We start from the raw sequence: 25514 nt of genomic DNA on the forward strand, positions 1-25514 counted from the left end.
GAATCACTACTAGTTGAAGATGGAGTTGCAGAACTAGTCGAGCTTGTTGCTTGGACTACACTATAACTAGACGCAGATGAACGCTCCGGTTGAGTCTGAATATAATTCCAAACATAATAAGTCACAAAAATGACAATCGATAGTGCAAAGAATATAAAATAAAATAAAGGTAAAAATGATGTCTTATTTTTCTTACTTGAACGTCTCCTACCTGTCAACTCCTCTTCATCAACATCTACTTCCTCATAAGTAATCATGCTCCCAGAATCATAAGCATCCAAAACAATTCTCTCATCTAGCTCAACTGCCCACGCATACTTTCTCAAAAAAGAACGAGTATAAAATGGACTAGGAAGTTGATCAAAATCATCAGCTTCCATTGCCTCCAACATATCCAACTGAATTTCTGTTTTTTTATGTAATTCTTCTAAAGTTAACCCTTGGTTGGTTCTAGCTAAACGTAAAACCTCACCAATTGTTTTTTTCCTCATACTTGTCATTCCTTCTTTCTAGTGTCGATTATGATAGGTTGCTATGATTTAAATATTGTAAAATCAACTATGTCACCATCATCTATTAAATGATGTCCAGCATCAAGGACATCCTCTAAAGTAATTTCCTGTAAAATTTTCGGCAAATCAAAGATTGTCTCACCTTGTCCAAAAGCATCATATTGCGTTGCAATAAATTCAAGAGAGTTCATGCTACTGAAAAATTCTCCAAACATCTCTCTTTTTATAATATCTAAATGTTCCTCTGTAATATCTAAATCCTTTGTGAAATTACGAATAGCCTTCCTAAACTGATGAGATAAAGCAACTGGCTCTTTTGTATCCATTGTCAACATAACAAAATGAAAGCGACTTGTTACTTCAACTTCAAGAGATAAGGACGCATCAATTTTACCTGATTCATATAATTTTTGAAAACGATCCGAAGTCCAACCAAACATCATTGCAAACAATAATTTTAATAAAATATGATGTCGATAGCAATCCGCCTCATCAACTTCTCGATTACCTCTAATCCCAATCGCTAGTTTAGGAGAAGACACTTCCATTCTCATACTGTCTGTTTGCTTTACAGCTTGTAAAACAAACTTTTCTCTTGCTACTTCCTGAACATCTAAATCTTCCAGTTCTTTTCTTTCAAAATAGTCCTGTACTTGATCCACATCAAAATTGCCAACTAAAAACAGAGACATATTTACAGGTTTGTAAAACCTTGTGAAGTTTTCTTGCAAATTAGTTAGATTGATTTGGGAAATGGACTCCTCACTGCCAACTATATCAGTTGCTAAAGGTGTGCCTGGATACAAATTCGCTAAAGTTGAAAAGAATAAACACGAATCTGGATCATCTTGATACATTTCTCGTTCTTGCTGGATAATATCCTGCTCTCTTAAAACGGAACCTTCAGTAAAGTGTGCTGATGTTACCAATTCATCAAGTAAGTCTAAATTGTCTAAAAAATGATCCGTTGCTGAAAAAAGATAACTTGTCTTTGTAAAGCTTGTAAAGGCATTACTATCTGCACCTAGACTCGTAAAAGCCGACATCAAATCGCTAGCATCTTCTCTTTCAAATAATTTATGTTCAATAAAATGAGCAATTCCTTCAGGATATTGTTTTACATCTCCGTCAACTTCTGTGACAAGCGTATCTACCGAACCAAACTGTACAGTTACACTCCCGTAAACCTCTTTAAATTCCTTTTTAGGCAAAAGAGCAACTGTCAATCCATTTGACAAACGAGTTCGATAAACCATTTCTTTTACAGCTGGATAGTATTTTTCTTCAAAAACAACCTTTGTCATTCTATTCCTTCCATAAAGTAAATCGCCTGTAGTTTCACATTATTAGCTGCTCTACAAATAGCCTCTTTGTCAACTTGCTCGAGTTTTGCAATCCAACTTTTAAAGTCTGCTGAAGATTTTCCAAGCAAGGCATTTTGATAAGCACGTTCAATCAATGAACTTTGATTATCTTGAGAAAGCAACAGAGACCGACGAATCATTTCCTTTGTTTGCTCTAACTCAAGCTCTGTAAAATAACCTTTTTTTAAATCAAGCAGTTGATTATTCATCATTTTACGAGCCTGGTTCCGATTTTCTTGATCGATACCAGCATACATCCTCAAGAATCCACTAAATAAATCAAGCTGACTTGAAATAGTATAAGCCAATCCAGCATTTTCACGGACGTTTGTAAAGAGCTTAGAATGAGCAAATCCACCAAGTAAACCATTCATTACAATCATGGGTAAATGTTTCTCATCACCATATTCAGAAGGGCAATGATAACCCAATTCCAAAATGGATTGTCCCACATTTTTCCGAACCATACCTTCCTGAAGGATATTAGAATATGGTTGACAATACTGAACTTTTACATCTCCTTCTCGACCTTTGAAGCCAAATGATTCTAATACATTTTGAATTTCAACCTCATTAAAATCACCTAGGAAAAAGAAATCTATTCGATCATTAGCCAAAAATTCTTGGAAACAAGAATAAGAACTTTGTGGAGTTTCAACTAAAATACGATTTCGTAAATCACTATATTCCAATTGAAGACGTTCATCACAAAAAAATAATTTATCTAATTCTTTATGTGCGAAATAAAAAGAATCATCCATATCAGATGCTAAACTTGCTAGCAATTGTTTTTTCTCAATTTCAAATAAGGCCGGATCAAACCCATTATCAACTACTACGGGTGAAAAAAGAGTTTCTTTTAAAAATTCCAAAACCTGAGAAGTTAGCACATTTTTCCTACTTAAAAACTCATCACGAACATAGGTAAATGTAAATTCTACAATATGACTTTGCCCTCTTCTGAAACAATTGGTTGACATATCTGTACCGTATAGACTGGCCAAATGTCTTCTCAAATCTTGAGAAGTGGGGTACATCTGATTAGCAGTCTCTAGCATACTCGCACTCAACATGCGACCTGCAATCGTATCAAGAGATAATGGAGCGGTAAAACGCACGGTGATTTTGTTCGTTTTAAACTTTTTTGATTGGATAAAATGTGTTGAAATTCCATGCACTAACTCCATGATTGACCTCCTTATATACAGACTTCTATTATATCACGAAAACCTGAAATTTTCTTGTTCTCTGTAACACTTTTGAAATAAAAATCGCTTACATTTCTCCCTGTTTCTCTCACTATTTTTAGGAAAATATGGTATAATACCAAAGATTGAGGTGAATTATGGAATACAAATTATTTGAAGAATTTATTACCCTCCAAGCACTACTCAAAGAACTTGGAATTACACATAGCGGAGGAGCTATCAAATCATTTCTCTCTGAACATTCTGTTTACTTTAATGGAGAATTAGAGAGTCGTCGTGGTAAAAAACTTCGTATTGGCGATAAAGTTGACATCCCTGACATAAATATTGACATCTTGTTGACACAACCTACTTCTGAGGAGCAAGAGGAATATCAAGCTGATAAAGTTGAAAAAGAACGAATCGCTAAACTTGTCAAGGAGATGAATAAAGGAGTAAAAAAAGACAACTCTAAACCTACTTCATCAACCAAAAGCAAACAAGCTCCACGATTCCCTGGTAGATAATCATGTGGCTACAACACCTATCTCTCAAGACTTTTCGTAACTATAAAGAGACGAAAATAGACTTTAACCCTAAATTGAATGTCTTTTTAGGACGCAATGCGCAAGGTAAAACAAATATGTTAGAGGCTATCTTATTTTTTAGCCTTAAACACGTAGTCATCGGACTCGAACAGAATAAAAATCTCATTCATTTTGACGAGGAACAACTTCATCTTTCAGGTCTTGTTCAAAAACAAACGGGATCCATTCCTCTCGAAATCGAACTAACACAAAAGGGCGTGTGACAAAAGTTAATCACTTAAAACAGGCACGACTTTCAGATTATGTCGGACACATGAATGTTGTCTTATTTGCTCCGGAAGATTTACAACTAATTAAAGGAGCACCTTCAGTTCGACGAAAATTCATTGATATGGAGCTTGGACAAATTAAGCCCATCTATCTATCAGATTTAACCAATTATAACCATATCCTTAAGCAAAGAAATACCTATCTAAAATCAGCTCAAAAAATAGATGAAACCTTCCTTTCAGTACTAGATGATCAGCTAGTCGATTATGGATGTCGTGTGATGAATCACCGCTTAGATTTCATAAAAAAACTAGAATCATTTGGGCGTAAGAAACATTTTGAACTCTCTAATCAGATTGAAGAGTTGTCAATAGCCTATCAATCTTCTGTCAAGATAGCTGACAAAGAAAACTTATCAGAATCTTTCAAAATTGCTTTAGAAAAAAGTAGGTCCAGAGATTTATTTAAAAAGAATACTGGTGTTGGTCCTCATAGAGATGACATTTCTTTTTATATAAATGGGATGGATGCTAGTTTCGGAAGTCAAGGTCAACATCGTAGTCTCGTCCTTTCTATAAAATTAGCAGAAATCGAGTTGATGGAAAGTATTACTACAGAATCTCCAATATTACTGCTTGACGATGTTATGAGTGAACTTGACAACACTAGACAGTTAAAATTATTAGAAACGATTTCTCAGTCAATCCAAACCTTTATCACAACAACAAGCTTAGATCATCTTCAAAATCTGCCAGAAGATCTAAGTATCTTTACTATTCAGGATGGTAAAGTTGCTGTAAATCAAAATTGACAACATCGTAAAAGAACTCCTGTTTTCACAGGAGTTCTTTTCATTGTTTTTCACATAGAATAATTTGGTGCCTCATTCGTAATTTGTACATCATGAGGATGGCTCTCTTTCAAACCAGCACCAGACATTTCAATAAATTGAGCGTTATCGTGTAGTTCCTTAAGGTTAGCTGCACCACAGTAACCCATACCAGAGCGAATACCACCAATCATTTGGAAGACAATATCAGCTGCCGCTCCTTTATAAGCAACACGACCTTCAATTCCTTCGGGAACGAGTTTGTTTGCTTCGTTGACAGAGCCTTGGAAGTAACGATCGCTTGAACCTTTCTTCATGGCAGCGATTGATCCCATACCACGGTAAGTTTTGAATTTACGTCCTTGGAAGATTTCAGTTTCGCCTGGAGCTTCATCAGTTCCAGCAAACATAGATCCAAGCATAACAGCATTTCCACCAGCCGCAAGTGCTTTTACAATATCTCCAGAATACTTGATTCCACCGTCAGCAATGATCGTTTTACCATATTCACGCGCAACAGCTGCAGCATCGTAGATAGCCGTTACTTGCGGAACACCAACACCAGCAATAACACGAGTAGTACAGATAGAACCTGGTCCAATACCAACCTTGACAACGTCTACACCTGCTTCATAAAGAGCACGTGCACCTTCAGCAGTAGCAATATTTCCAGCAATCAAAGTACGGTCTGGGAAATGAGCACGAATCTCAGCAATTTTACGCAAGACACCTGCAGAATGACCATGCGCAGTATCAATAACAATCGCATCCGCTCCTGCCTCAAAAAGAGCCTCTGCACGTTCAAATGTATCTGAAGTAACACCTACTGCACCTGCAACTAGAAGACGACCAAACTCATCTTTAGCCGCATTTGGAAACTCAATAACTTTTTCAATATCTTTGATGGTAATCAAACCAGAAAGACGGCCTTCTTCATCTACCAACGGAAGTTTTTCAATACGGTGTTCTTGAAGAATGCTTTCAGCCGTTACAAGATCTGTACCCACAGGAGCAGTCACAAGATTTTCACTGGTCATATGGTTTGAAATTGGTTGATTATAATCTGAAATAAAACGAAGATCTCGGTTTGTCAAAATACCAACTAATTTACGATTTTCAAGTGTTTCAACAACTGGAACACCACTGATACGGTAACGTCCCATAAGCTCATCAGCTTCAGCAATTGTATGTTCAGGAGTCAAGAAGAACGGATCAATAATAACTCCATTTTCAGAACGTTTTACCTTGCGAACCTCGTCTGCTTGCTGAGCAATTGACATGTTTTTATGTATAACTCCGAGACCACCTGCACGAGCAATAGCAATGGCCATTTGACTCTCTGTTACTGTGTCCATGGCAGCGGTAATAATTGGGATATTTAAAGTCAAATTATCTGCCAATTTAGTTGTTAAATCTGCATCATTAGGCAATACATGACTTTCAGCTGGAATAAGCAATACATCATCGAAGGTAAAACCTTTTTTCAAAAATTTAGTGTCCCAATTAGACATTCGAAGTTTCCTCTTTTCTTTCTTTTTGAGCTTGACTCTTTTTATATTGTATCTATCATACCATTCTATAAAAATTTGTCAAATGTTACAGGGGTAAATAAAAAACTATCTTTTCTTCCTGATAGAAATGATAGTTTCTTGTAAAATAAACTTAGTTAAAGTAATGAAGTCCCATTGCTCCTTTAACCTCAGATAGGGTTTGACCCGCAACTTCACGCGCTCTTTCACTACCTTTTTGAAGCATGTTATAAACTTCTCCCATATCCTTAGCAAATTCGATACGGCGCTCACGAATAGGACCAAGTTCACGCTCTAATATTTCAAGTAGATAACGCTTAGTCTTAACATCACCAAGACCACCTCGTTGATAATGTTCTTTCATATCAGCAATTTCTTTAGCATCTTCTGGACGACCAAAAACATCTAGATAATGGAAGACCATATTTCCCTCAATTTTACCTGGATCTTCCACTCGAATATGATCTGGATCTGTATACATACTCATTACTTTTTTACGCAAAGTATCCGCATCATCAGCTAAATAAATACCATTATTGAGTGATTTAGACATTTTAGCATTTCCATCTAAACCAGGCAAACGCCCTGCTCTCTCATTTTCTGGATAAATACCTTCCGGCTCTACCAAGACATCACAGTTATATGCATTGTTAAAAGAACGAACAATTTCACGAGTTTGCTCAATCATTGGTTTCTGATCTGTTCCTACAGGAACATAATTGGCTTTGAAAGCTGTGATGTCAGCTGCTTGAGCGATTGGGTAAACCAAGAAGCCTGTCGGAATACTTTCTCCAAATCCTTTTTGAGAAATCTCTGTTTTGACTGTTGGATTGCGCTCCAAACGTGCTAATGAAACTAGATTCATATAGTACATAGATAGTTCAGCCAACTCTGGAATCTGACTTTGAATAAAGATAGTTGACTTACTTGGATCCAATCCAACTGCAAGATAATCCAAAGCGACATTTCCGATAGACTCTACAATTGTTTGAGGGTCTTTAGCATGATCTGTCAAGGCTTGTTGGTCAGCCAAGAACACAAACATATCATACTTATTCTCTTCCTGTAACAATACTCGATTTTTGAGACTACCGACATAATGTCCAATATGCAATTTTCCTGTTGGACGGTCTCCTGTTAAAATAATGGGTTTAGTCATTTTGTTCTCCTTCGATATAGTCCCTTCAATTATAGCATTTTTTTAATGAAATAACCGCAATTTCTCAAAATAAATCAGTCTTGCTATTTACGGATTTGTGTAAAGGATATTGTAAATCTAATTTACACAAAATTGACAGATAAAAATTTGAATATTTCTGTATTTTCTAGTAGAATAAATATATTACATATATAGGAGAAAAACATTGCTTACAGTATCTGATGTTTCACTACGTTTTAGTGATCGCAAACTTTTTGATGATGTCAATATCAAATTTACAGAAGGAAATACTTACGGATTAATCGGTGCTAATGGTGCCGGAAAGTCAACCTTTTTAAAAATTTTAGCTGGAGATATCGAACCTACTACTGGTCACATCTCTCTTGGTCCAGATGAACGTCTCTCTGTTCTTCGTCAAAATCACTTTGACTATGAAGACGAACGTGCCATTGATGTCGTTATCATGGGAAATGAAAAACTTTATAGCATCATGAAAGAGAAAGATGCTATCTACATGAAGGAAGATTTTTCAGATGAGGATGGAGTGCGTGCTGCCGAACTTGAAGGAGAGTTCGCCGAGCTTGGAGGATGGGAAGCAGAAAGTGAAGCCTCTCAACTACTTCAAAACCTAAATATCCCAGAAGAACTGCATTACCAAAATATGAGCGAATTAGCAAATGGTGAAAAAGTTAAAGTTCTCCTCGCCAAAGCACTTTTTGGTAAACCAGATGTTCTTCTTTTGGACGAGCCTACCAACGGTTTGGACATCCAATCGATTACTTGGTTGGAAGACTTCTTGATTGACTTTGATAACACCGTTATCGTAGTATCCCACGACCGTCACTTCTTAAACAAAGTATGTACTCACATGGCCGACCTTGACTTCGGAAAAATCAAACTCTATGTCGGAAACTACGACTTCTGGAAGGAATCTTCTGAGCTTGCTGCTAAATTGCTAGCAGACCGTAATGCTAAAGCAGAAGAAAAAATTAAGCAATTGCAAGAGTTCGTTGCTCGTTTCTCTGCTAATGCTTCTAAATCAAGACAAGCAACATCACGTAAGAAAATGCTTGATAAGATTGAACTTGAAGAAATTGTACCATCTAGTCGTAAATATCCATTTATCAACTTTAAAGCGGAACGTGAGATTGGTAATGATCTCTTAACAGTAGAAAATCTAACTGTAAAGATTGATGGTGAGACTATTTTAGATAATATCAGCTTTATCTTGCGTCCAGGTGATAAGACAGCGCTTATTGGACAGAATGACATCCAAACGACTGCATTAATTCGTGCAATCATGGGAGACATTGACTATGAAGGAACTGTCAAGTGGGGAGTTACTACTAGCCGTTCTTACTTACCAAAAGATAACTCGGCAGATTTTGCAGGGGGAGAGTCAATCCTTGACTGGTTGCGTCAATTCGCAAGTAAAGAAGAAGATGACAATACTTTCCTACGCGGTTTCCTTGGCCGTATGCTCTTCTCTGGAGATGAGGTTAACAAACCTGTAAATGTCTTGTCAGGGGGAGAAAAAGTTCGTGTCATGCTTTCAAAACTCATGCTCTTAAAATCAAATGTCCTTGTACTCGATGATCCAACCAATCACTTGGACTTAGAATCTATCTCAAGCTTGAACGATGGATTGAAAAACTTTAAAGAATCAATCATCTTTGCCAGCCATGACCACGAGTTTATTCAAACTCTAGCTAACCATATCATTGTCTTGTCTAAAAATGGCGTCATTGACCGTATCGATGAAACCTATGATGAATTCCTAGAAAATGCAGATGTACAAGCAAAAGTTAAAGAACTTTGGAAAGACTAAATAAAACTTCAAAACTCAGTTGGGTTAACCAGCTGAGTTTTCTAACATTTTATGAGGTAACATGAAATTATTTTTTAAAACATATTGGACCTATTTTGTTTCTTTCATCATTCCCATAATCATTATGATAGGAGTATATCTATCTCAAGGTATCTACTGGAATAGTGATACATCTCCACTATTAGGAGATGGCTTTCATCAATACGTTATTTTTGATGTAACTTTACGAAATATCCTACATGGAAATGGTAGTCTGTTTTACACCTTTACAAGTGGCCTCGGATTAAATTTCTATGCCCTATCTAGTTATTACTTGGGTAGTTTCCTTTCACCTCTAGTTTACTTTTTTAATCTGTCGAATATGCCAGATGCTGTCTATATGACAACTCTCTTAAAATTTGGATTGATTGGACTGTCAACTTACTTTAGTTTAAATAAATTATTTCAATCGATTCCTAAGTCTTTAAAACTAGCTCTATCTACTTCCTATGCTCTGATGAGTTTCTCTGTTAGTCAACTAGAGATAAAAACTTGGTTAGATGTTTTTATCTTGATTCCTTTAATTATAACTGGATTATATATACTTATAACACAAAAGAAGCGCCTACTATACTTTACAAGTCTGTCAATCTTGTTTATTCAAAACTATTATTTTGGATATATGACAGCATTGTTTCTTATTTTCTGGTATCTCTGCCAAATTTCTTGGGACTTTAAAAATCGAAAATCATCTTTTCTTGATTTTATTGTTACTTCCTTTTTAGCAGGAATGGCCAGTTTGATTATGACTCTTCCTACTCTATTTGATTTACAGACACATGGGGAAAAATTGACAGAAGTTACAAAGTTTCAAACTGAAAGTAGCTGGTATCTTGATCTCTTTGCTAAGCAATTCATCGGTTCCTTTGATACAACAAAGTATGGGGCTATCCCAATGATTTTTGTTGGACTGCTTCCCTTTATTTTAACTATTTTATTTTTTACGCTGAAATCTATTAAGTTTCACGTGAAACTTATCTATGCAATCTTCTTTACATTTTTAATTGCAAGCTTTTATATAGAAGCTCTTGATTTATTTTGGCAAGGCATGCATACTCCAAACATGTTTTTACATCGCTATGCTTGGATTTTCTCTACCTTGTTAATTTACACAGCAGCGGAAGTCTTAAATCGTCTAAGAGAAATTAAAATCTGGAACTTTTTAGTTTCGCTTTTTCTTGTAGTAACAGGATTTTTAGCTACCATCTATCTAAAATCGCATTATTCTTTTTTAACAGATTTGAATATTCTGCTTACTCTTGAATTTTTGGTTGTCTATTCGCTTTTACTCCTTGCATTTATCAAAAAGTTTATCTCTGTAAATCTATTTGCCATTCTAATCTCTTTATTTATAATGGTTGAAATAAGTTTAAATGCTTCATCTCAAATGGACGGAATTGCAAAGGAATGGGGATTTGCTTCTCGAAGTGCATATAGTAGAGATATCCCAGCTATGGAATCTTTCTCAACATATATTGAGGATCCATTTACTCGTACTGAGAAACTACAAACTCAGACAGGGAATGATAGTATGAAATTTAACTACAATGGAATATCTCAATTTTCATCTGTTCGAAATCGTTCAGCAAGCTCTACTTTGGATAAACTTGGCTTTAAATCCTCTGGGACCAATCTCAATCTCCGTTATGCAAATAATAGTATTTTGGCTGATAGTTTATTTGGCATCCAGTACAATATCTCAGACAGTCCTATTGATAAGTATGGTTTCCAAGATATCTATCAAAAAGATAATCTTACCCTATATGAAAATCAATACTCTCTTCCGATTGCATTTGCTAGTCAATCTATATACAATGATGTCAAGTTCAATGAACATACTTTAGATAATCAAGCCTCGTTTTTAAATCAACTTGCTGACGTCAATTTTGATTATTTTTCTCCAATACCCTATGAAAAAACAGAGAATACTGATGATTTGATTACTGTTACAAGTTCTTCAAATGAAGATGCAGCAATCCAATATCAAATTGAAGTGCCAGAAAACAGCCAAGTTTATCTTTCTTTCACAAACCTTCACTTTTCTAATGATAAACAAAAGAAAGTTGACATCCTTGTCAATGGGGAAAAGAAAACTTTTACAACTGATAATGTCTTCTCCTTCTTTAATCTAGACTATACAAAAGAGAAAAAAACTTTCAATATTAATGTTAGTTTCCCTGGAAATTCACAGGTATCATTTGAATCTCCTGCCTTCTATCGTTTAGATACCAAAACTTTCACCGAGGCAATTCAAAAAATTAAAGAACAACCTGTCACAGTATCAACTTCTAAAAACAAAGTCTTTGCTACATATGATGTTAAACAAGATACGTCCATTTTCTTCACCATTCCTTATGATAAAGGCTGGTCTGCCTACCAAGATGGTAAGAAAATAGAAATTAAACAAGCTCAAACTGGTTTTATGAAAGTTGACGTTCCTAAGGGAAAAGGAACTATTACACTTTCCTTTATTCCCAATGGTTTTATTACTGGAGCAATTTGTTCATTTACTTCTCTCTTACTATTTGGAACCTATAATCACAGACGAAAGTCATCTAAAGCATAAAAAATCGACCAATTAATCGGTCGATTTTTTTAATCTTCTTTCATTTTCTTAGGTCGATAGGCTAGCATACCTAAACCAGTAAATAGGGCTAATATCACAGCAAGGAAAATGACTTGATGATGAATATTTCCTGTCATAGAGATTGTTTGTCGTAATCCCGAAACTGAATAACTCATTGGTAACCAAGGATTAATAGCTCTAAAGAAATTATTTGTCAAAGCAAGTGGATAGGTACCTGCACTTGATGCTAACTGTAATAGAAGCAAAATAAGAGAGAAGAAAGCTCCTATACGGCTATTCCATGTTGTTAAAGCTGTAACCATAGACATGAATACTAAACTTGTTAAGATGATGAGAATAAATGTTCTCATCTCATGATTAGCAGTTAAACCAATAAGATGGACTCCTCCATATACCAAAATTCCTGCTAAAACAGCTATAATACCATTTATTTCAGCTCTAGATTTCAACCAATCCAAACGGCTCTCTGGATGACGTCCTGAAGGCAGCTTCGCAAAGATCATATTTGTTGATATTGCTGCAACAAAAAGAGCAACTGATATCATATAAGGAGACATTGCAACTCCATTTACAGGAACTTGATCATTGTCTGTTTTAGAAAGACTGAGAGGATTTGATAAAATCTCTGCATTTTTAGATTCCGTAGATGCTGATTTGAGTTGATCACTAGCATTACTCAATCCTTGTCCTAAAGAAGTAACTCCTGTCTGTAAACCTTCCAAGCCAGAAGTTAACTTTGTTCCACCTTCTGCTAGTTTCCCAGCTCCATCTGCAAATTTATTAGCTCCACTTTCTAATTGAGAAGCACCTGAAATTAACTGACTGGATTTGTCAGCTAGTTGGCTAGAGCCTGACTGTAATTTATCAGCTCCTGCCATTAATTCTTGACTCTTTTGATTCAATTCATTAGAGCCATTTGATAATTTTTCAATACCAGACACTAATTCTGGAGTTTTTTCAACTAATTGACCAACTCCTGCTGTCAAGTTAGAAGATTTTTGTGTCAAGGTAGTTGAGCCTGAAACTAATTGGTCCAAACTACCTGTCAAGGTGGAATTCTTTTCACTTAGTTGACTTGCGCCTTGAGAAACTTTATCAACACCTGCAGTATATGCATTTACCCCCGATGTAATCGACTGACTAGCAGGAACTAATTTGCTAGAAACAGCTCCTTGTATCTCTGTTAATCCACTTGACAATCCCGTCAAAGAAGTAGAAGCAATAGGTAATACTTGATTAGCTTGATTTTTTAATGTCGAAAGATTTGAAGATTGATTTTGTAAGTTTTCCAAACTTCCCTGTAAACCTTGTACTAAAGCTACAATTGACTGAGCCGATTGAATACTATCAGTCAAATTTTGAGATACAGAAGCGCTTATCTCAGCTTGTTGCTCACTTGTCAATGATTGATAAGCTGCTGTCGATTGAATATTGGCTAATGTAGTCGCTTTATCAGACTGAGCACTTGCTAACATTTGATTAGAAAGAGATACTATACTTGATAAAACAGAATCTAATTGTTTTGTATCTCCAACATCAATATTTTGAATAGCTTGATTTAACTGATTCAAACCAGAAGATAATTGATTAATTTGATCTTTTTGCTCAGACGAAGCATCTAACTTGCTAGAAAGTTGTTGAATCCCTTCACTTAATTGCTCCACCCCCATTCGAAGTGTAGCTGATTGATTAGATAACTGATTAGCACCTGTTGCAAGACTTCCCACTCCATTAGTGTAGGCACTAACACCAGATGAAAATTGATTAAGACCAGCATTGAGCTTAGAAACACCGCCAGTATAAGATCCTACACCAGTATATAATTGATTAATTCCCCTCACTAATTCAGGGCTTTTAGAAGATAATTGACCTAACCCACTATCTAATTGACTCACTGCACCAGTATATGTAACTAAACCACTATTAAAATTCCCTAAGCCAAGATGAAGTTGTTCAACACCAGAGACATAAGAGGATAATCCTTTAGTAAACTGCTCCGTTCCATTTGAAAATGTTAAACTTGAATCTGCTAAAGAGTGTAGGTTAGTAGTTAATGTTTGACTTCCTGCCACTAACTGATTCGCTCCATCAGTTAGTTTTTCACTACCAGACACTGCTTGACTCATCCCATCCTTTAAATCGACCATTTTGTTGAATAAAGCTTTAGTATAAGTCTCGGTTACATTGGTAGAAACACTCTGCTTTAATTGTGTCATTGCAGAATCACTCATCTTGCTGGCAATAAAGCTATGACCACTTGAAGTCTGATAATCGATTTGCATTTGCTCTGGATGATCCGTTAAAATAGAAGCTGCTTTTTCAGATAGATCACTTGGTAAAGTTACTACCATATAGTAATCACCATTTTCTAACCCCTTCTTACCTTCCTCTTCATCTACAAAATGAAAATCCAAGGTTTTATTTTCTTTTAAATTGGACACCATGTCTTTTCCTATAGACATGGTATTACCATTATAGGAAGCCTCTTTATCATTATTGACAACTGCCACAGGTAAGTCAGATAATTTCCCATATGGATCCCACATTGAGGATAAAAATATGATATTGTATAGAGCTGGAATAAGAGAAATTCCTATCATGACAATAATAAAGGTTGGTTTTTTAAAAATTGCTTTCCATTCTTTAAACATAGTTTCTCCTTTTTTAAACACATTGTCTAAAATTTTGATATAATAGATTATACAATAAAAAATCTAAATTACAAGATAAAAAATCCATTTTTAGACATATAGTCTAATTTGTTTACAAGGAGGAAATATGCAAGAAAGTAACAAACGCTTAAAAACAAAGCGAACTATTGAAAATGCTATGGTAGAATTACTGATGGAACAACCATTTGATCAAATTTCTACTGTCAAGTTAGCAGAAAAGGCCGGAATTAGTCGTTCCAGCTTCTATACACACTATAAGGATAAGTATGATATGATCGAGCACTATCAAAGCAAGCTATTTCATACATTTGAATATATTTTTCAAAAACATGCTCATCACAAAAGAGATGCTATTTTAGAAGTATTTGAATATCTAGAATCAGAACCACTTCTAGCTGCCCTTCTTTCTGAAAATGGGACTAAAGAAATCCAAAATTTCTTAAGAAATAAACTTCATATCATGCTCAGTACAGATTTACAAAAGCGATTTATACAACTGAATCTCAATACCACTGAATTAGAATACAGTAGCATCTATCTAACTCACGCACTTTTTGGTGTTTGCCAAACTTGGATTGCACATGGAAAAAAAGAAAGTCCTCAAGAAATAACAGACTTCCTTATGAAGATGCTTGGTGATACAAATTGATACAAAAAAGGGAACAACACTGTGTTCCCTTTTATCTATACTCCGCCAGTAGGACTCGAACCTACGACATCATGATTAACAGTCATGCGCTACTACCAACTGAGCTATGGCGGATAAAATAGTCCGTACGGGATTCGAACCCGTGTTACCGCCGTGAAAAGGCGGTGTCTTAACCCCTTGACCAACGGACCTTCTATCTGTAGCAGATATAACCATTATATCAATTTCTTACTAATTGTCAATCACTTTTGAGATTTTTTCTCTAGAATATCTTTTAATTTTCTAATTTTTAATCTTGAAATAGGACAACGATGGTCTTCATAGAAAACAATTTCTAAGTTTTTTCGATCAATTTCTCTGATATTGCCTATATTTACCAAAAATGACTTGTGAGGAGAATAAAATCTCTGAGTATGTTTGTCCTTTTCCTGAATATCTGTCATGGTACCGTAAAACTCTTTGGCAAAATTCTTACCAATAATGCGCAATTTATGAGAAACTCCTGTCGTTTCAATATACAGAATGTCATGGTAAGGAATTTTTAAATCATTTCCCTTGTAATTGTAGTCAAAATAATCTACCACATCTTCATTTTCAAGTAACATACTCTTCGTGTAGAAGATATTCTGCTCAATTCTCTTTTTAAATAACTCATCATTGATATCCTTATCAACAAAATCTAGGGCTGATACCTGGTATTTATAGGTTAGAGTCGCAAACTCTGATCGACTGGTGATAAAGACGATAATAGCATAAGGATTGTGATGACGAATAAACTGGGCAACTTCAAACCCTTTTTTCTCAATCCCATGAATATCAATATCTAGAAAATAAAGCTGGTTTACTTCATCATTTTCGATATATTCCTTAAACTCACGAACTTTTCCCGTTGTCTTGTATGATATTGGAATATTCGATTCTTTCGAAATTTCATCCAATATTCTCTCTAGTCTAACTTGATGTTCAATAACATCTTCTAAAATTAAAACTTTCATTCAAATTCCCTCTTAAATCTAATGATTTGTCTAAACGTGCTATCTTCCATTTCTGTTTCTAAAATAATGTTGTTGTACTTATCTAGTAGTTCTTTCACATTATTTAATCCTACTCCGCGATTTCTTCCCTTAGTAGAGAATCCTAAGGCAAAAAGATCTCCTGAAGGAGTCAGCGTCATTTTACATGAATTCTGAATTACAATCACTGTTTCAGTTTCCATCTTAATAACTGCTACTTCCATCTGCTTTTTATAACTATCAGCCGATCCTTCGACAGCATTGTTCAATAAAACACTCATAATACGAACTAAATCCAATAGTTCAATTGGGAGCTTGGTAATCGTATCTTTTACTTCCAGTGTAAACTCTACACCATTATTTCGAGCATAGACAATTGACTGAGCAACCAAACTTCGTAAAGCTGAATCTTCTATGTTGTTCAAGTCAAAGTAAGTGTATTTATCTGAACGCAGTTTGTGATTTGCTTTGACCAAAACTTCAGTATAAACTCTGTCAATTTCCTGTAAATCACCACTGTCAATTGCCATCTGCATGCTGACAAGCATCCCAGCATAGTCATGTCTAAACCCACGTATTTCATTATACAAAGCAACAATTTCGTCTGTATAATTCTGTAAATGTTTCTGTTCAAATTTCTTCTGCTTCAAAGCAATCTCTTTCTCCATTTGTTCTTTATGAGAATTCATTGCAAAGAAAGTCAAAAGTAAAGAGATAAAGACAATAGATGATAAAATACTTCCAAAACTATTCAAATGTTTAATCGTACTTACCATATCTGAAATGAAAGATACAATATGTAGAAGTAGTAAAGCAAAAAAGACTTTTTTCAAGAAAGGATAGAGATAATCTTTGTCAAAATAGTTTAGTTCCAAATGGAAATAACGAATGATTGTTACGATAACGAGATAAGTCAACACCGTTACAACTAAAAAGAATAGGCCATAATATTGTAAAACAAAATTGTCTCCTGTTAGAGAGGAGAAAGTTACAGACAGAAAGGTATGAGTGCTCTCATATAAAAGAGATAGTAGTAAACTTAGGAATAGTCCTCTATCCCTCTTATACTGTTTAATACATTTAAAATAGAAATATAGCATCAAAGGAAATAAAAATGTTCCAATCCCTAACCCCTCTAAGTATAGAAGATAAAAAGGAAGGTCAAGTACTGTTCCTACTAGTAATGTATAACCACCAAAAAAGCATAATTCCTTTGTTTTTATTTGCCTTTTACAAATTAAACGGTAACTTTGACTAATAATAAAAACATATAATATCAAATCTACTAATAAGAAAAAATCCATTATTCTACTCCCTTATCTTCTTTTGAAGAGATTAAGTAAACTATTAATTGTTTTTCTAGTTTCCCCACCTCGAATCTCCTGCAAGTCTTTTTCCTTCAAGGCTACAAACTGTTCCAATTTAACTGTGTTTTTCATAATAAAATCTCCTAAAGTGTTTTTTCCTGTAAGCTAACTTACAAAAACTATTATACAAAATGGAATTTCATTGTAGATAAAATTCTCTCAACTGTCATTTTTTTCTCCCCAAGTGTACTTTTTTAAGAAAAAAGCCGGGAAAATTCCCAGCTTTGCTACTATATTGATCCCAGCAGGATTCGAACCTGCGACCGTTCGCTTAGAAGGCGAATGCTCTATCCAGCTGAGCTATGAGACCTAATACAGCTATTCTACCAAAAATCCAATTGAAAGTCAATTTTCTATTTATGATAGGGTGATCCCTGCTGAATCGTAAAAGCCCGATAGATTTGTTCAACAAGGACTAGTCTCATTAACTGATGAGGCAAGGTTAAGCGACCAAAACTAACAGAAAGATTGGCTCTTTTTTTTACATCCTGTGCTAACCCCAGACTCCCTCCAATAATAAAGGTAAGAGTAGAAAATCCTTTTATAGAAGCTTCTTCTAGCTGCTTACTAAATTCTTCTGAGGAGAAAGTTCTCCCTTCGATAGCCAACGCAATAACAAAATCACGGTCACCAACTTTTGATAAAATTCTCTGACCTTCTATTTCTAAAATCTTTTGATTTTCTGACTCACTGGCCCTATCTGGTGTTTTTTCATCTGCTAGCTCAATCATTTCAAGCTTAGCAAATCGAGAAATTCGTTTTGAATACTCTGCGATACCATCTTTTAAATACTTTTCTTTCAGTTTCCCAACTGTTACAACTTTAATTTTCATGACTCTATTCTAACATATTCTCTATTTTTTCACATCTTATTCACAAAATAAAAGGTTAATTTTAGCCGAGAAAACCACAGATTTTTGAAAGTTATCCACAATCTGTGAAAAACTTTTATTTTTAAGTTATAATTAAGCTAGTCAGTTTATACTTTCATTAATTTAAAACATATGGAGGCAAATATGAAACATCTCAAAACATTTTACAAAAAATGGTTTCAATTATTAGTCGTTATCGTCATTAGCTTTATTAGTGGAGCCTTGGGGAGTTTTTCAATAAACCAACTAACTCAGAAAAGTACTGTAAGTAACTCCAACAACAATAGTACTATTACACAGACTGCCTATAAGAACGAAAATTCAACAACACAGGCTGTTAACAAAGTAAAAGACGCTGTTGTTTCTGTTATTACTTATTCAGCTAACAGACAAAATAGCGTATTTGGCAATGAGGATACAGATACAGATTCTCAGCAAATCTCTAGTGAAGGATCTGGGGTTATTTATAAAAAGAATGACAAAGAAGCTTATATTGTCACCAACAATCACGTTATAAATGGTGCCAGCAAAGTAGATATTCGTTTGTCAGATGGAACTAAGGTACCTGGAGAAATCGTCGGAGCTGACACTTTCTCTGATATTGCTGTCGTCAAAATATCTTCAGAAAAAGTGACAACAGTAGCGGAATTTGGTGATTCTAGTCAGTTAACCGTAGGAGAAACTGCTATTGCTATCGGTAGCCCGTTAGGTTCTGAATATGCTAATACTGTCACTCAAGGTATCATATCTAGTCTCAATCGAAATGTATCTTTAAAATCTGAAGATGGACAAGCCATTTCTACAAAAGCCATCCAAACTGATACTGCTATTAACCCAGGTAACTCTGGTGGCCCACTAATCAATATTCAAGGACAGGTTATCGGAATTACCTCAAGTAAAATTGCCACAAATGGAGGAACATCTGTAGAAGGTCTTGGTTTTGCAATCCCTGCAAATGATGCTATCAATATTATTGAACAATTAGAAAAGAACGGAAAAGTGACTCGTCCAGCTTTGGGAATTCAAATGGTCAATCTCTCAAATATTAATACAAGTGATATTAGAAGACTGAATATTCCAAGCAGTGTAACATCTGGTGTAGTTGTTCGTTCTGTGCAAAGTAATATGCCTGCAAATGGTCACCTTGAAAAATACGATGTTATTACAAAAGTAGATGACAAAGACATCGCTTCATCAACAGACTTACAAAGTGCTCTTTACAATCATTCTATCGGAGACACCATTAAGATAACTTACTATCGTAACGGTAAAGAAGAAACTACATCTATTAAACTTGACAAGAGTTCAGGTGATTTAGAATCTTAATTGACATCTATGTAAAGAAAGCTTTACATAAGAGAAAAGATGTGTTAGTGTAGAATCATGGAAAAATTTGAAATGATTTCTATCACGGATATACAAAAAAATCCCTATCAACCTCGAAAAGAATTTGATGGAGAAAAACTACATGAACTAGCACAGTCTATCAAAGAAAATGGGGTCATTCAACCGATTATTGTTCGTCAATCTCCTGTTATTGGTTATGAAATCCTTGCAGGAGAGAGACGCTATCGCGCTTCACTTTTAGCTGGTCTAACGTCTATCCCAGCTGTTGTTAAACAACTTTCAGACCAAGAGATGATGGTCCAGTCCATCATTGAAAATTTACAAAGAGAAAATTTAAATCCAATAGAAGAAGCACGCGCCTATGAATCTCTTGTAGAGAAAGGATTTACCCATGCTGAAATTGCAGATAAAATGGGCAAATCTCGTCCATATATCAGCAACTCCATTCGTTTGCTTTCCTTGCCAGAACAGATCCTCTCAGAAGTAGAAAACGGCAAACTTTCACAAGCTCATGCGCGTTCTCTAGTTGGGTTGAATAAGGAACAACAAGACTATTTCTTTCAACGAATTATAGAGGAAGACATTTCTGTAAGGAAGTTAGAAGCTCTTCTGACAGAGAAAAAACAAAAGAAACTTCAAAAAACGAATCATTTCATACAAAATGAAGAAGAACAGTTAAAAAAACTACTCGGATTAGATGTAGAAATCAAACTGTCTAAAAAAGATAGCGGAAAAATCATTATTTCTTTCTCAAATCAAGAAGAATACAGTAGAATTATCAACAGCCTGAAATAAGGCTGTTCTTTTATTTTTTTATCTCACAATGTTATCCACTCTTTTTTTAATAAAAAGCTTAATAAATCAATAGTTTCTGATTTTATCCCCAACCTGTGGATAAAACTTGATAACATTGTGGATTAATTTTCACAGCTTGTGGAAAATTCTTGCTATCTATGGTAAAATAAGTCTAACATTAAACTTTTAAATAGTAAAGGAGGAGAATGGATTGAAAGAAAAACAATTTTGGAATCGTATATTAGAATTTGCTCAAGAAAGATTAACTCGATCCATGTATGATTTCTATGCTATTCAAGCTGAACTCATTAAGGTAGAGGAAAATGTTGCCACTATATTTTTACCACGATCTGAAATGGAAATGGTCTGGGAAAAACAACTAAAAGATATCATTGTAGTAGCTGGTTTTGAAATTTATGATGCTGAAATAACTCCCCACTATATTTTCACCAAGCCTCAAGATACGACTATTTCACAAGTTGAAGAAGCTACAAATTCAACTCTTTATGACTATAGTCCAAAGTTAGCATCTATTCCTTATTCGGATACTGGATTAAAAGAAAAGTATACCTTTGATAATTTTATCCAAGGAGATGGAAATGTTTGGGCAGTATCAGCCGCTTTGGCTGTCTCTGAAGATTTGGCTCTGACCTATAACCCTCTTTTTATCTATGGAGGACCTGGCCTTGGTAAGACTCACTTACTCAATGCAATTGGGAATGAGATTTTGAAAAATATTCCTGATGCGCGTGTGAAGTACATTCCTGCTGAAAGCTTTATCAACGACTTTCTTGAACACCTGAGACTTGGTGAAATGGAAAAGTTCAAAAAAACTTACCGTAGTCTTGATCTCTTGTTAATTGATGATATCCAATCGCTGAGTGGCAAAAAAGTTGCAACTCAAGAAGAATTTTTCAATACTTTCAACGTTCTTCATAGCAATCAAAAACAAATTGTTCTGACTAGTGATCGTAGTCCTAAACACTTAGAAGGCCTTGAGGAAAGACTTGTCACGCGCTTTAGCTGGGGCTTGACGCAAAACATCACACCACCTGACTTTGAAACACGTATTGCCATTTTACAAAGTAAAACAGAGCATTTAGACTACAATTTCCAAAGTGATACCCTAGAATACCTAGCTGGCCAATTTGATTCAAACGTTCGAGAACTTGAAGGAGCAATCAACGACATCACTTTAATTGCAAGAGTGAAGAAGATTAAGGATATCACTATCGATATCGCTGCAGAGGCTATTCGAGCACGTAAACAAGATGTTAACCAAATGCTCGTCATCCCAATTGATAAAATCCAAAATGAAGTTGGTAACTTTTATGGTGTCAGTGTCAAAGAAATGAAGGGAAGTAGACGCCTTCAAAATATTGTTTTAGCCCGTCAAGTAGCTATGTATTTATCTAGAGAACTAACAGATAATAGTCTTCCAAAAATTGGGAAGGAATTTGGTGGAAAAGATCACACAACAGTCATTCATGCCCATGCTAAAATTAAATCTTTGATTGATGAAGACGATAATTTACGTTTAGAAATTGAATCAATCAAAAAGAAAATCAAATAACTTGTGGATAACTTTTGCTTTTTTATCTTTTTTATCCACATTTTTTAAACAAGCTAAAAAACTTGATATGACTTGTTTAAAGTCTGTTTTCCACAGATTTCACAGACTCTATTATTACTATTATCCTTCTAATACTAAAAATAAATAAAGGAGAATTCATGATTCATTTTTCAATTAATAAAAATTTATTTCTACAAGCATTAAATACTACTAAGAGAGCTATTAGTTCTAAAAATGCTATTCCTATTTTATCAACCGTAAAAATTGACGTGACCAATGAAGGTGTTACTTTAATTGGTTCAAATGGTCAAATTTCAATTGAAAATTTTATTTCTCAAAAAAATGAAGATGCTGGTTTGTTAATTACTTCTTTAGGTTCAATTCTTCTTGAAGCTTCTTTCTTTATCAATGTTGTATCTAGTCTACCTGATGTGACTCTTGATTTTAAAGAAATTGAACAAAATCAAATTGTTTTAACCAGTGGCAAATCAGAAATTACCCTAAAAGGAAAAGATAGTGAACAATATCCACGAATCCAAGAAATTTCAGCAAGCACTCCTTTAATTCTTGAAACAAAATTACTCAAGAAAATTATCAATGAAACAGCTTTTGCTGCAAGTACACAAGAGAGTCGTCCGATTTTAACAGGTGTTCATTTTGTATTGAGTCAACACAAGGAGCTAAAAACAGTTGCAACAGACTCTCATCGTCTAAGCCAGAAAAAATTGACTCTTGAAAAAAATAGTGATGATTTTGATGTCGTGATTCCTAGCCGTTCTCTACGCGAATTTTCAGCAGTATTTACAGATGATATTGAAACTGTAGAGATTTTCTTTGCCAACAATCAAATCCTCTTTAGAAGCGAAAATATTAGCTTTTATACTCGTTTGTTAGAAGGTAACTATCCTGATACAGATCGTTTGATTCCAACGGACTTTAATACTACTATTACTTTTGATGTTGTAAACTTACGCCAGTCAATGGAACGTGCTCGTCTTTTATCAAGTGCTACTCAAAATGGTACTGTGAAACTTGAAATTAAAGATGGGGTTGTTAGCGCCCATGTTCACTCTCCAGAAGTTGGTAAAGTAAACGAAGAAATCGATACTGATCAAGTGACTGGTGAAGATTTGACTATTAGTTTCAACCCAACTTACTTGATTGATTCACTCAAGGCTTTAAATAGCGAAAAGGTGACCATTAGCTTTATCTCAGCTGTTCGTCCATTTACTCTTGTGCCAGCAGATACTGACGAAGACTTCATGCAGCTCATTACACCAGTTCGTACAAATTAAGTGAAAGAGGTTGAGCCTGGCTCGCCTCTTTTATGATATAATCGAAAAAGAAAAGGAGAGTAGTATGTATCAAGTTGGAAATTTTGTAGAGATGAAAAAACCACATGCTTGTACAATCAAGTCAACAGGTAAAAAAGCAAATCGTTGGGAAATTACGCGTGTAGGGGCAGATATCAAAATCAAATGCAGTAATTGTGACCATATTGTCATGATGGGACGCTATGATTTTGATCGAAAGATGAATAAAATTATTGACTGATACTCAATGAAAATCAAAGAGCAAACTAGGAAACTAGCCGCAGGTTGCTCAAAACACTGTTTTGAGGTTGCAGATAGAACTGACGAAGTCAGTAATATCTATACGGCAAGGCGACGTTTACGTGGTTTGAAGAGATTTTCGAAGAGTATGAGAACCCTTAGTTAGAGGGTTAGCAAGTTTTCCCTTTTTGTGTTATAATATTAGGGATTGAAATGAAAACGGAGAATGAGAAAATATGGCTTTAACAGCAGGTATCGTTGGTTTGCCAAACGTTGGTAAATCAACACTATTTAATGCAATTACAAAAGCAGGAGCAGAGGCAGCAAACTACCCATTTGCGACGATTGATCCAAACGTTGGAATGGTAGAAGTTCCAGATGAACGTCTCCAAAAACTAACTGAAATGATTACTCCTAAAAAGACAGTTCCAACAACTTTTGAATTTACAGATATCGCAGGGATTGTAAAAGGAGCTTCAAAAGGAGAAGGACTAGGGAATAAATTCTTGGCCAACATCCGTGAAGTAGATGCGATTGTTCACGTAGTTCGTGCTTTTGATGATGAAAATGTTATGCGTGAGCAAGGACGTGAAGACGCCTTTGTAGATCCACTTGCAGATATTGATACAATTAATCTGGAATTGATTCTTGCTGACTTAGAGTCAGTCAATAAACGCTATGCGCGTGTAGAAAAGATGGCACGTACGCAAAAAGATAAAGAATCAGTAGCAGAGTTTAATGTTCTTCAAAAGATTAAACCAGTCCTTGAAGATGGAAAATCAGCTCGTACAATCGAGTTTACAGATGAAGAACAAAAAGTTGTCAAAGGTCTCTTCCTTTTGACGACTAAACCAGTTCTCTATGTTGCCAATGTGGACGAGGATGTGGTTTCAGAACCTGACTCTATCGACTATGTTAAACAAATTCGTGAATTTGCAGCGACAGAAAATGCTGAAGTAGTCGTTATTTCTGCGCGTGCTGAGGAAGAAATTTCTGAGTTAGACGATGAAGATAAGCAAGAGTTTCTTGAAGCACTTGGGTTGACAGAATCAGGCGTTGACAAGTTGACTCGTGCTGCTTACCATTTGCTTGGATTGGGAACTTACTTCACAGCTGGTGAAAAAGAAGTTCGCGCTTGGACCTTCAAACGTGGTATGAAGGCTCCTCAAGCAGCTGGTATTATCCACTCAGACTTTGAAAAAGGATTTATTCGTGCAGTAACCATGTCATATGAGGATCTAGTGAAATACGGATCTGAAAAGGCTGTAAAAGAAGCTGGACGCTTGCGTGAAGAAGGAAAAGAATATATCGTTCAAGATGGCGATATTATGGAATTCCGCTTTAATGTCTAAAAAAATTAATGAATAGTGTCAATTAGGTTGGAAAAAAATTCCAACCCTTTTGGCTTTTGAAAGGAAAAATAAATGACCAAATTACTTGTAGGATTAGGAAATCCAGGGGATAAATATTTTGAAACAAAACACAATGTTGGATTTATGTTGATTGACCAACTAGCGAAAAAACAGAATGTCACTTTTACACACGATAAGATATTTCAAGCTGATCTAGCATCTTTTTTCTTCAATGGAGAAAAAATTTATCTTGTTAAACCAACGACCTTTATGAATGAAAGTGGAAAAGCAGTTCATGCTTTATTGACTTACTATGGTTTGGATATTGAAGATTTACTCATCATTTACGATGATCTTGACATGGAAGTTGGAAAGATTCGTTTAAGAGCAAAAGGTTCAGCAGGTGGTCATAATGGTATCAAGTCTATTATTCAACATATTGGAACCCAAACCTTTAATCGTGTTAAGA

General features: G+C 35.1%; 23 protein-coding genes and 3 tRNA genes. 13 read left to right on the forward strand and 13 right to left on the reverse strand.

Annotated elements, in window-relative coordinates:
- From SK578_RS10040 to yfmF, 3 genes are all read right to left on the reverse strand, one after another.
- Positions 1–491: helix-turn-helix domain-containing protein (locus SK578_RS10040; RefSeq protein WP_042751894.1), on the reverse strand; the 491-nt coding region annotated here is incomplete at its 3' end.
- Positions 492–532: 41 nt separating this feature from the next.
- Positions 533–1816 (reverse strand): EF-P 5-aminopentanol modification-associated protein YfmH, encoded by a 1284-nt coding sequence (gene yfmH / locus SK578_RS10045; RefSeq protein WP_042751855.1) that lies wholly within the window; start codon positions 1814–1816, stop codon positions 533–535.
- Positions 1813–3063, reverse strand: a complete 1251-nt coding sequence (gene yfmF, locus SK578_RS10050) for an EF-P 5-aminopentanol modification-associated protein YfmF (protein WP_042751856.1) — start codon at positions 3061–3063, stop codon at positions 1813–1815. Before yfmF ends, yfmH begins: the two co-directional genes overlap by 4 nt.
- Before the next feature lie 158 nt (positions 3064–3221).
- Here yfmF and yaaA point away from each other — a divergent pair, with 158 nt between their 5' ends.
- Genes yaaA through recF form a run of 3 tightly spaced genes read left to right on the forward strand, consistent with a single transcriptional unit; the run spans position 3222 to position 4692 of the window.
- Positions 3222–3590, forward strand: coding sequence for a S4 domain-containing protein YaaA (yaaA, locus tag SK578_RS10055; protein WP_042751857.1), 369 nt, complete (start codon positions 3222–3224; stop codon positions 3588–3590).
- Between the two features lie 2 nt (positions 3591–3592).
- Positions 3593–3874 carry an AAA family ATPase gene (locus tag SK578_RS11320; protein ID WP_235228697.1) on the forward strand — a complete coding sequence of 94 codons (282 nt, stop codon included), beginning with the start codon at positions 3593–3595 and terminating at the stop codon, positions 3872–3874.
- Positions 3871–4692: a DNA replication/repair protein RecF gene (gene recF / locus SK578_RS10060; protein ID WP_235228699.1), complete on the forward strand. Its 822-nt coding sequence runs from the start codon at positions 3871–3873 to the stop codon at positions 4690–4692. The genes SK578_RS11320 and recF overlap by 4 nt, the downstream gene beginning before the upstream one ends.
- 50 nt (positions 4693–4742) lie before the next feature.
- On the opposite strand, the gene guaB is transcribed toward recF, so the two are convergent.
- Together guaB and trpS are read right to left on the reverse strand one after the other, a co-directional pair.
- Positions 4743–6221: an IMP dehydrogenase gene (guaB, locus tag SK578_RS10065; RefSeq protein WP_033682529.1), complete on the reverse strand. Its 1479-nt coding sequence runs from the start codon at positions 6219–6221 to the stop codon at positions 4743–4745.
- Positions 6222–6372: 151 nt separating this feature from the next.
- On the reverse strand, positions 6373–7398 hold the full coding sequence (gene trpS / locus SK578_RS10070; RefSeq protein WP_042751896.1) for a tryptophan--tRNA ligase: 1026 nt from the start codon (positions 7396–7398) through the stop codon (positions 6373–6375).
- Positions 7399–7603: 205 nt separating this feature from the next.
- Between trpS and SK578_RS10075 the strand changes: the two genes are divergently transcribed.
- Together SK578_RS10075 and SK578_RS10080 are read left to right on the forward strand one after the other, a co-directional pair.
- On the forward strand, positions 7604–9226 hold the full coding sequence (locus SK578_RS10075) for an ATP-binding cassette domain-containing protein (protein WP_042751897.1): 1623 nt from the start codon (positions 7604–7606) through the stop codon (positions 9224–9226).
- A gap of 61 nt (positions 9227–9287) precedes the next feature.
- Complete coding sequence (locus tag SK578_RS10080) at positions 9288–11831, forward strand: YfhO family protein (RefSeq protein WP_042751899.1); 2544 nt, start codon at positions 9288–9290, stop codon at positions 11829–11831.
- 29 nt (positions 11832–11860) lie between these two features.
- Here the strand turns inward: SK578_RS10080 and SK578_RS10085 are convergent, their stop codons facing one another.
- The gene (locus SK578_RS10085) at positions 11861–14503 is read right to left on the reverse strand and encodes a YhgE/Pip domain-containing protein (protein ID WP_042751901.1); all 2643 of its coding nucleotides are present in this window, start codon (positions 14501–14503) and stop codon (positions 11861–11863) included.
- Positions 14504–14630: 127 nt separating this feature from the next.
- Between SK578_RS10085 and SK578_RS10090 the strand changes: the two genes are divergently transcribed.
- On the forward strand, positions 14631–15173 hold the full coding sequence (locus tag SK578_RS10090; RefSeq protein WP_042751902.1) for a TetR/AcrR family transcriptional regulator: 543 nt from the start codon (positions 14631–14633) through the stop codon (positions 15171–15173).
- Between the two features lie 40 nt (positions 15174–15213).
- Here the strand turns inward: SK578_RS10090 and SK578_RS10095 are convergent.
- The 7 genes from SK578_RS10095 to rlmH all read right to left on the reverse strand — a co-directional run bounded on the left by SK578_RS10095 (position 15214) and on the right by rlmH (position 18386).
- Positions 15214–15287, reverse strand: a tRNA-Asn gene (locus SK578_RS10095).
- A gap of 5 nt (positions 15288–15292) precedes the next feature.
- A tRNA-Glu gene (locus tag SK578_RS10100) sits at positions 15293–15364 on the reverse strand.
- Positions 15365–15415: 51 nt separating this feature from the next.
- Complete coding sequence (gene comE / locus SK578_RS10105) at positions 15416–16168, reverse strand: competence system response regulator transcription factor ComE (protein ID WP_000866073.1); 753 nt, start codon at positions 16166–16168, stop codon at positions 15416–15418.
- A complete protein-coding gene (comD, locus tag SK578_RS10110; RefSeq protein WP_042751903.1) occupies positions 16165–17490 on the reverse strand; it encodes a competence system sensor histidine kinase ComD in 1326 nt (441 codons plus the stop codon). The genes comE and comD overlap by 4 nt, the downstream gene beginning before the upstream one ends.
- Before the next feature lie 12 nt (positions 17491–17502).
- The gene (comC, locus tag SK578_RS10115) at positions 17503–17625 is read right to left on the reverse strand and encodes a competence-stimulating peptide ComC (protein ID WP_020902306.1); all 123 of its coding nucleotides are present in this window, start codon (positions 17623–17625) and stop codon (positions 17503–17505) included.
- Positions 17626–17789: 164 nt separating this feature from the next.
- Positions 17790–17863 (reverse strand) — tRNA-Arg (locus tag SK578_RS10120).
- A gap of 43 nt (positions 17864–17906) precedes the next feature.
- Positions 17907–18386 carry a 23S rRNA (pseudouridine(1915)-N(3))-methyltransferase RlmH gene (gene rlmH, locus SK578_RS10125; RefSeq protein ID WP_004269820.1) on the reverse strand — a complete coding sequence of 160 codons (480 nt, stop codon included), beginning with the start codon at positions 18384–18386 and terminating at the stop codon, positions 17907–17909.
- Positions 18387–18569: 183 nt separating this feature from the next.
- Between rlmH and htrA the strand changes: the two genes are divergently transcribed.
- From htrA to pth, 7 genes are all read left to right on the forward strand, one after another.
- Positions 18570–19751: a serine protease HtrA gene (gene htrA / locus SK578_RS10130; RefSeq protein WP_042751905.1), complete on the forward strand. Its 1182-nt coding sequence runs from the start codon at positions 18570–18572 to the stop codon at positions 19749–19751.
- A 57-nt stretch (positions 19752–19808) separates the two neighbouring features.
- Positions 19809–20567, forward strand: coding sequence for a ParB/RepB/Spo0J family partition protein (locus tag SK578_RS10135; protein ID WP_042751907.1), 759 nt, complete (start codon positions 19809–19811; stop codon positions 20565–20567).
- A 211-nt stretch (positions 20568–20778) separates the two neighbouring features.
- Positions 20779–22140: a chromosomal replication initiator protein DnaA gene (dnaA, locus tag SK578_RS10140; protein ID WP_042751909.1), complete on the forward strand. Its 1362-nt coding sequence runs from the start codon at positions 20779–20781 to the stop codon at positions 22138–22140.
- A gap of 158 nt (positions 22141–22298) precedes the next feature.
- Complete coding sequence (dnaN, locus tag SK578_RS10145) at positions 22299–23435, forward strand: DNA polymerase III subunit beta (protein WP_042751910.1); 1137 nt, start codon at positions 22299–22301, stop codon at positions 23433–23435.
- 64 nt (positions 23436–23499) lie between these two features.
- On the forward strand, positions 23500–23694 hold the full coding sequence (locus tag SK578_RS10150; RefSeq protein ID WP_042751911.1) for a DUF951 domain-containing protein: 195 nt from the start codon (positions 23500–23502) through the stop codon (positions 23692–23694).
- A 235-nt stretch (positions 23695–23929) separates the two neighbouring features.
- Positions 23930–25045 carry a redox-regulated ATPase YchF gene (ychF, locus tag SK578_RS10155; protein WP_004269823.1) on the forward strand — a complete coding sequence of 372 codons (1116 nt, stop codon included), beginning with the start codon at positions 23930–23932 and terminating at the stop codon, positions 25043–25045.
- A 72-nt stretch (positions 25046–25117) separates the two neighbouring features.
- The coding region (gene pth, locus SK578_RS10160) for an aminoacyl-tRNA hydrolase (RefSeq protein WP_042751912.1) at positions 25118–25514 on the forward strand (397 nt) is incomplete at its 3' end.

The sequence above is a fragment of the Streptococcus mitis genome (assembly GCF_000722755.1).
GTDB classification, from domain to species: Bacteria; Bacillota; Bacilli; order Lactobacillales; family Streptococcaceae; genus Streptococcus; species Streptococcus mitis_CM.

Bases quoted from the DNA above. Each gene is read 5' to 3' on its own strand.
- yfmF (WP_042751856.1), bottom strand. From the start codon at position 3,063: ATGGAGTTAGTGCATGGAATTTCAACACATTTTATCCAATCAAAAAAG.
- ychF (WP_004269823.1), top strand. From the start codon at position 23,930: ATGGCTTTAACAGCAGGTATCGTTGGTTTGCCAAACGTTGGTAAATCA.
- trpS (WP_042751896.1), bottom strand. From the start codon at position 7,398: ATGACTAAACCCATTATTTTAACAGGAGACCGTCCAACAGGAAAATTG.
- htrA (WP_042751905.1), top strand. From the start codon at position 18,570: ATGAAACATCTCAAAACATTTTACAAAAAATGGTTTCAATTATTAGTC.
- dnaN (WP_042751910.1), top strand. From the start codon at position 22,299: ATGATTCATTTTTCAATTAATAAAAATTTATTTCTACAAGCATTAAAT.
- comE (WP_000866073.1), bottom strand. From the start codon at position 16,168: ATGAAAGTTTTAATTTTAGAAGATGTTATTGAACATCAAGTTAGACTA.
- yfmH (WP_042751855.1), bottom strand. From the start codon at position 1,816: ATGACAAAGGTTGTTTTTGAAGAAAAATACTATCCAGCTGTAAAAGAA.
- comD (WP_042751903.1), bottom strand. From the start codon at position 17,490: ATGGATTTTTTCTTATTAGTAGATTTGATATTATATGTTTTTATTATT.
- guaB (WP_033682529.1), bottom strand. From the start codon at position 6,221: ATGTCTAATTGGGACACTAAATTTTTGAAAAAAGGTTTTACCTTCGAT.
- SK578_RS10090 (WP_042751902.1), top strand. From the start codon at position 14,631: ATGCAAGAAAGTAACAAACGCTTAAAAACAAAGCGAACTATTGAAAAT.
- SK578_RS11320 (WP_235228697.1), top strand. From the start codon at position 3,593: ATGTGGCTACAACACCTATCTCTCAAGACTTTTCGTAACTATAAAGAG.
- SK578_RS10135 (WP_042751907.1), top strand. From the start codon at position 19,809: ATGGAAAAATTTGAAATGATTTCTATCACGGATATACAAAAAAATCCC.
- SK578_RS10080 (WP_042751899.1), top strand. From the start codon at position 9,288: ATGAAATTATTTTTTAAAACATATTGGACCTATTTTGTTTCTTTCATC.
- comC (WP_020902306.1), bottom strand. From the start codon at position 17,625: ATGAAAAACACAGTTAAATTGGAACAGTTTGTAGCCTTGAAGGAAAAA.
- yaaA (WP_042751857.1), top strand. From the start codon at position 3,222: ATGGAATACAAATTATTTGAAGAATTTATTACCCTCCAAGCACTACTC.
- SK578_RS10150 (WP_042751911.1), top strand. From the start codon at position 23,500: ATGTATCAAGTTGGAAATTTTGTAGAGATGAAAAAACCACATGCTTGT.
- SK578_RS10085 (WP_042751901.1), bottom strand. From the start codon at position 14,503: ATGTTTAAAGAATGGAAAGCAATTTTTAAAAAACCAACCTTTATTATT.
- rlmH (WP_004269820.1), bottom strand. From the start codon at position 18,386: ATGAAAATTAAAGTTGTAACAGTTGGGAAACTGAAAGAAAAGTATTTA.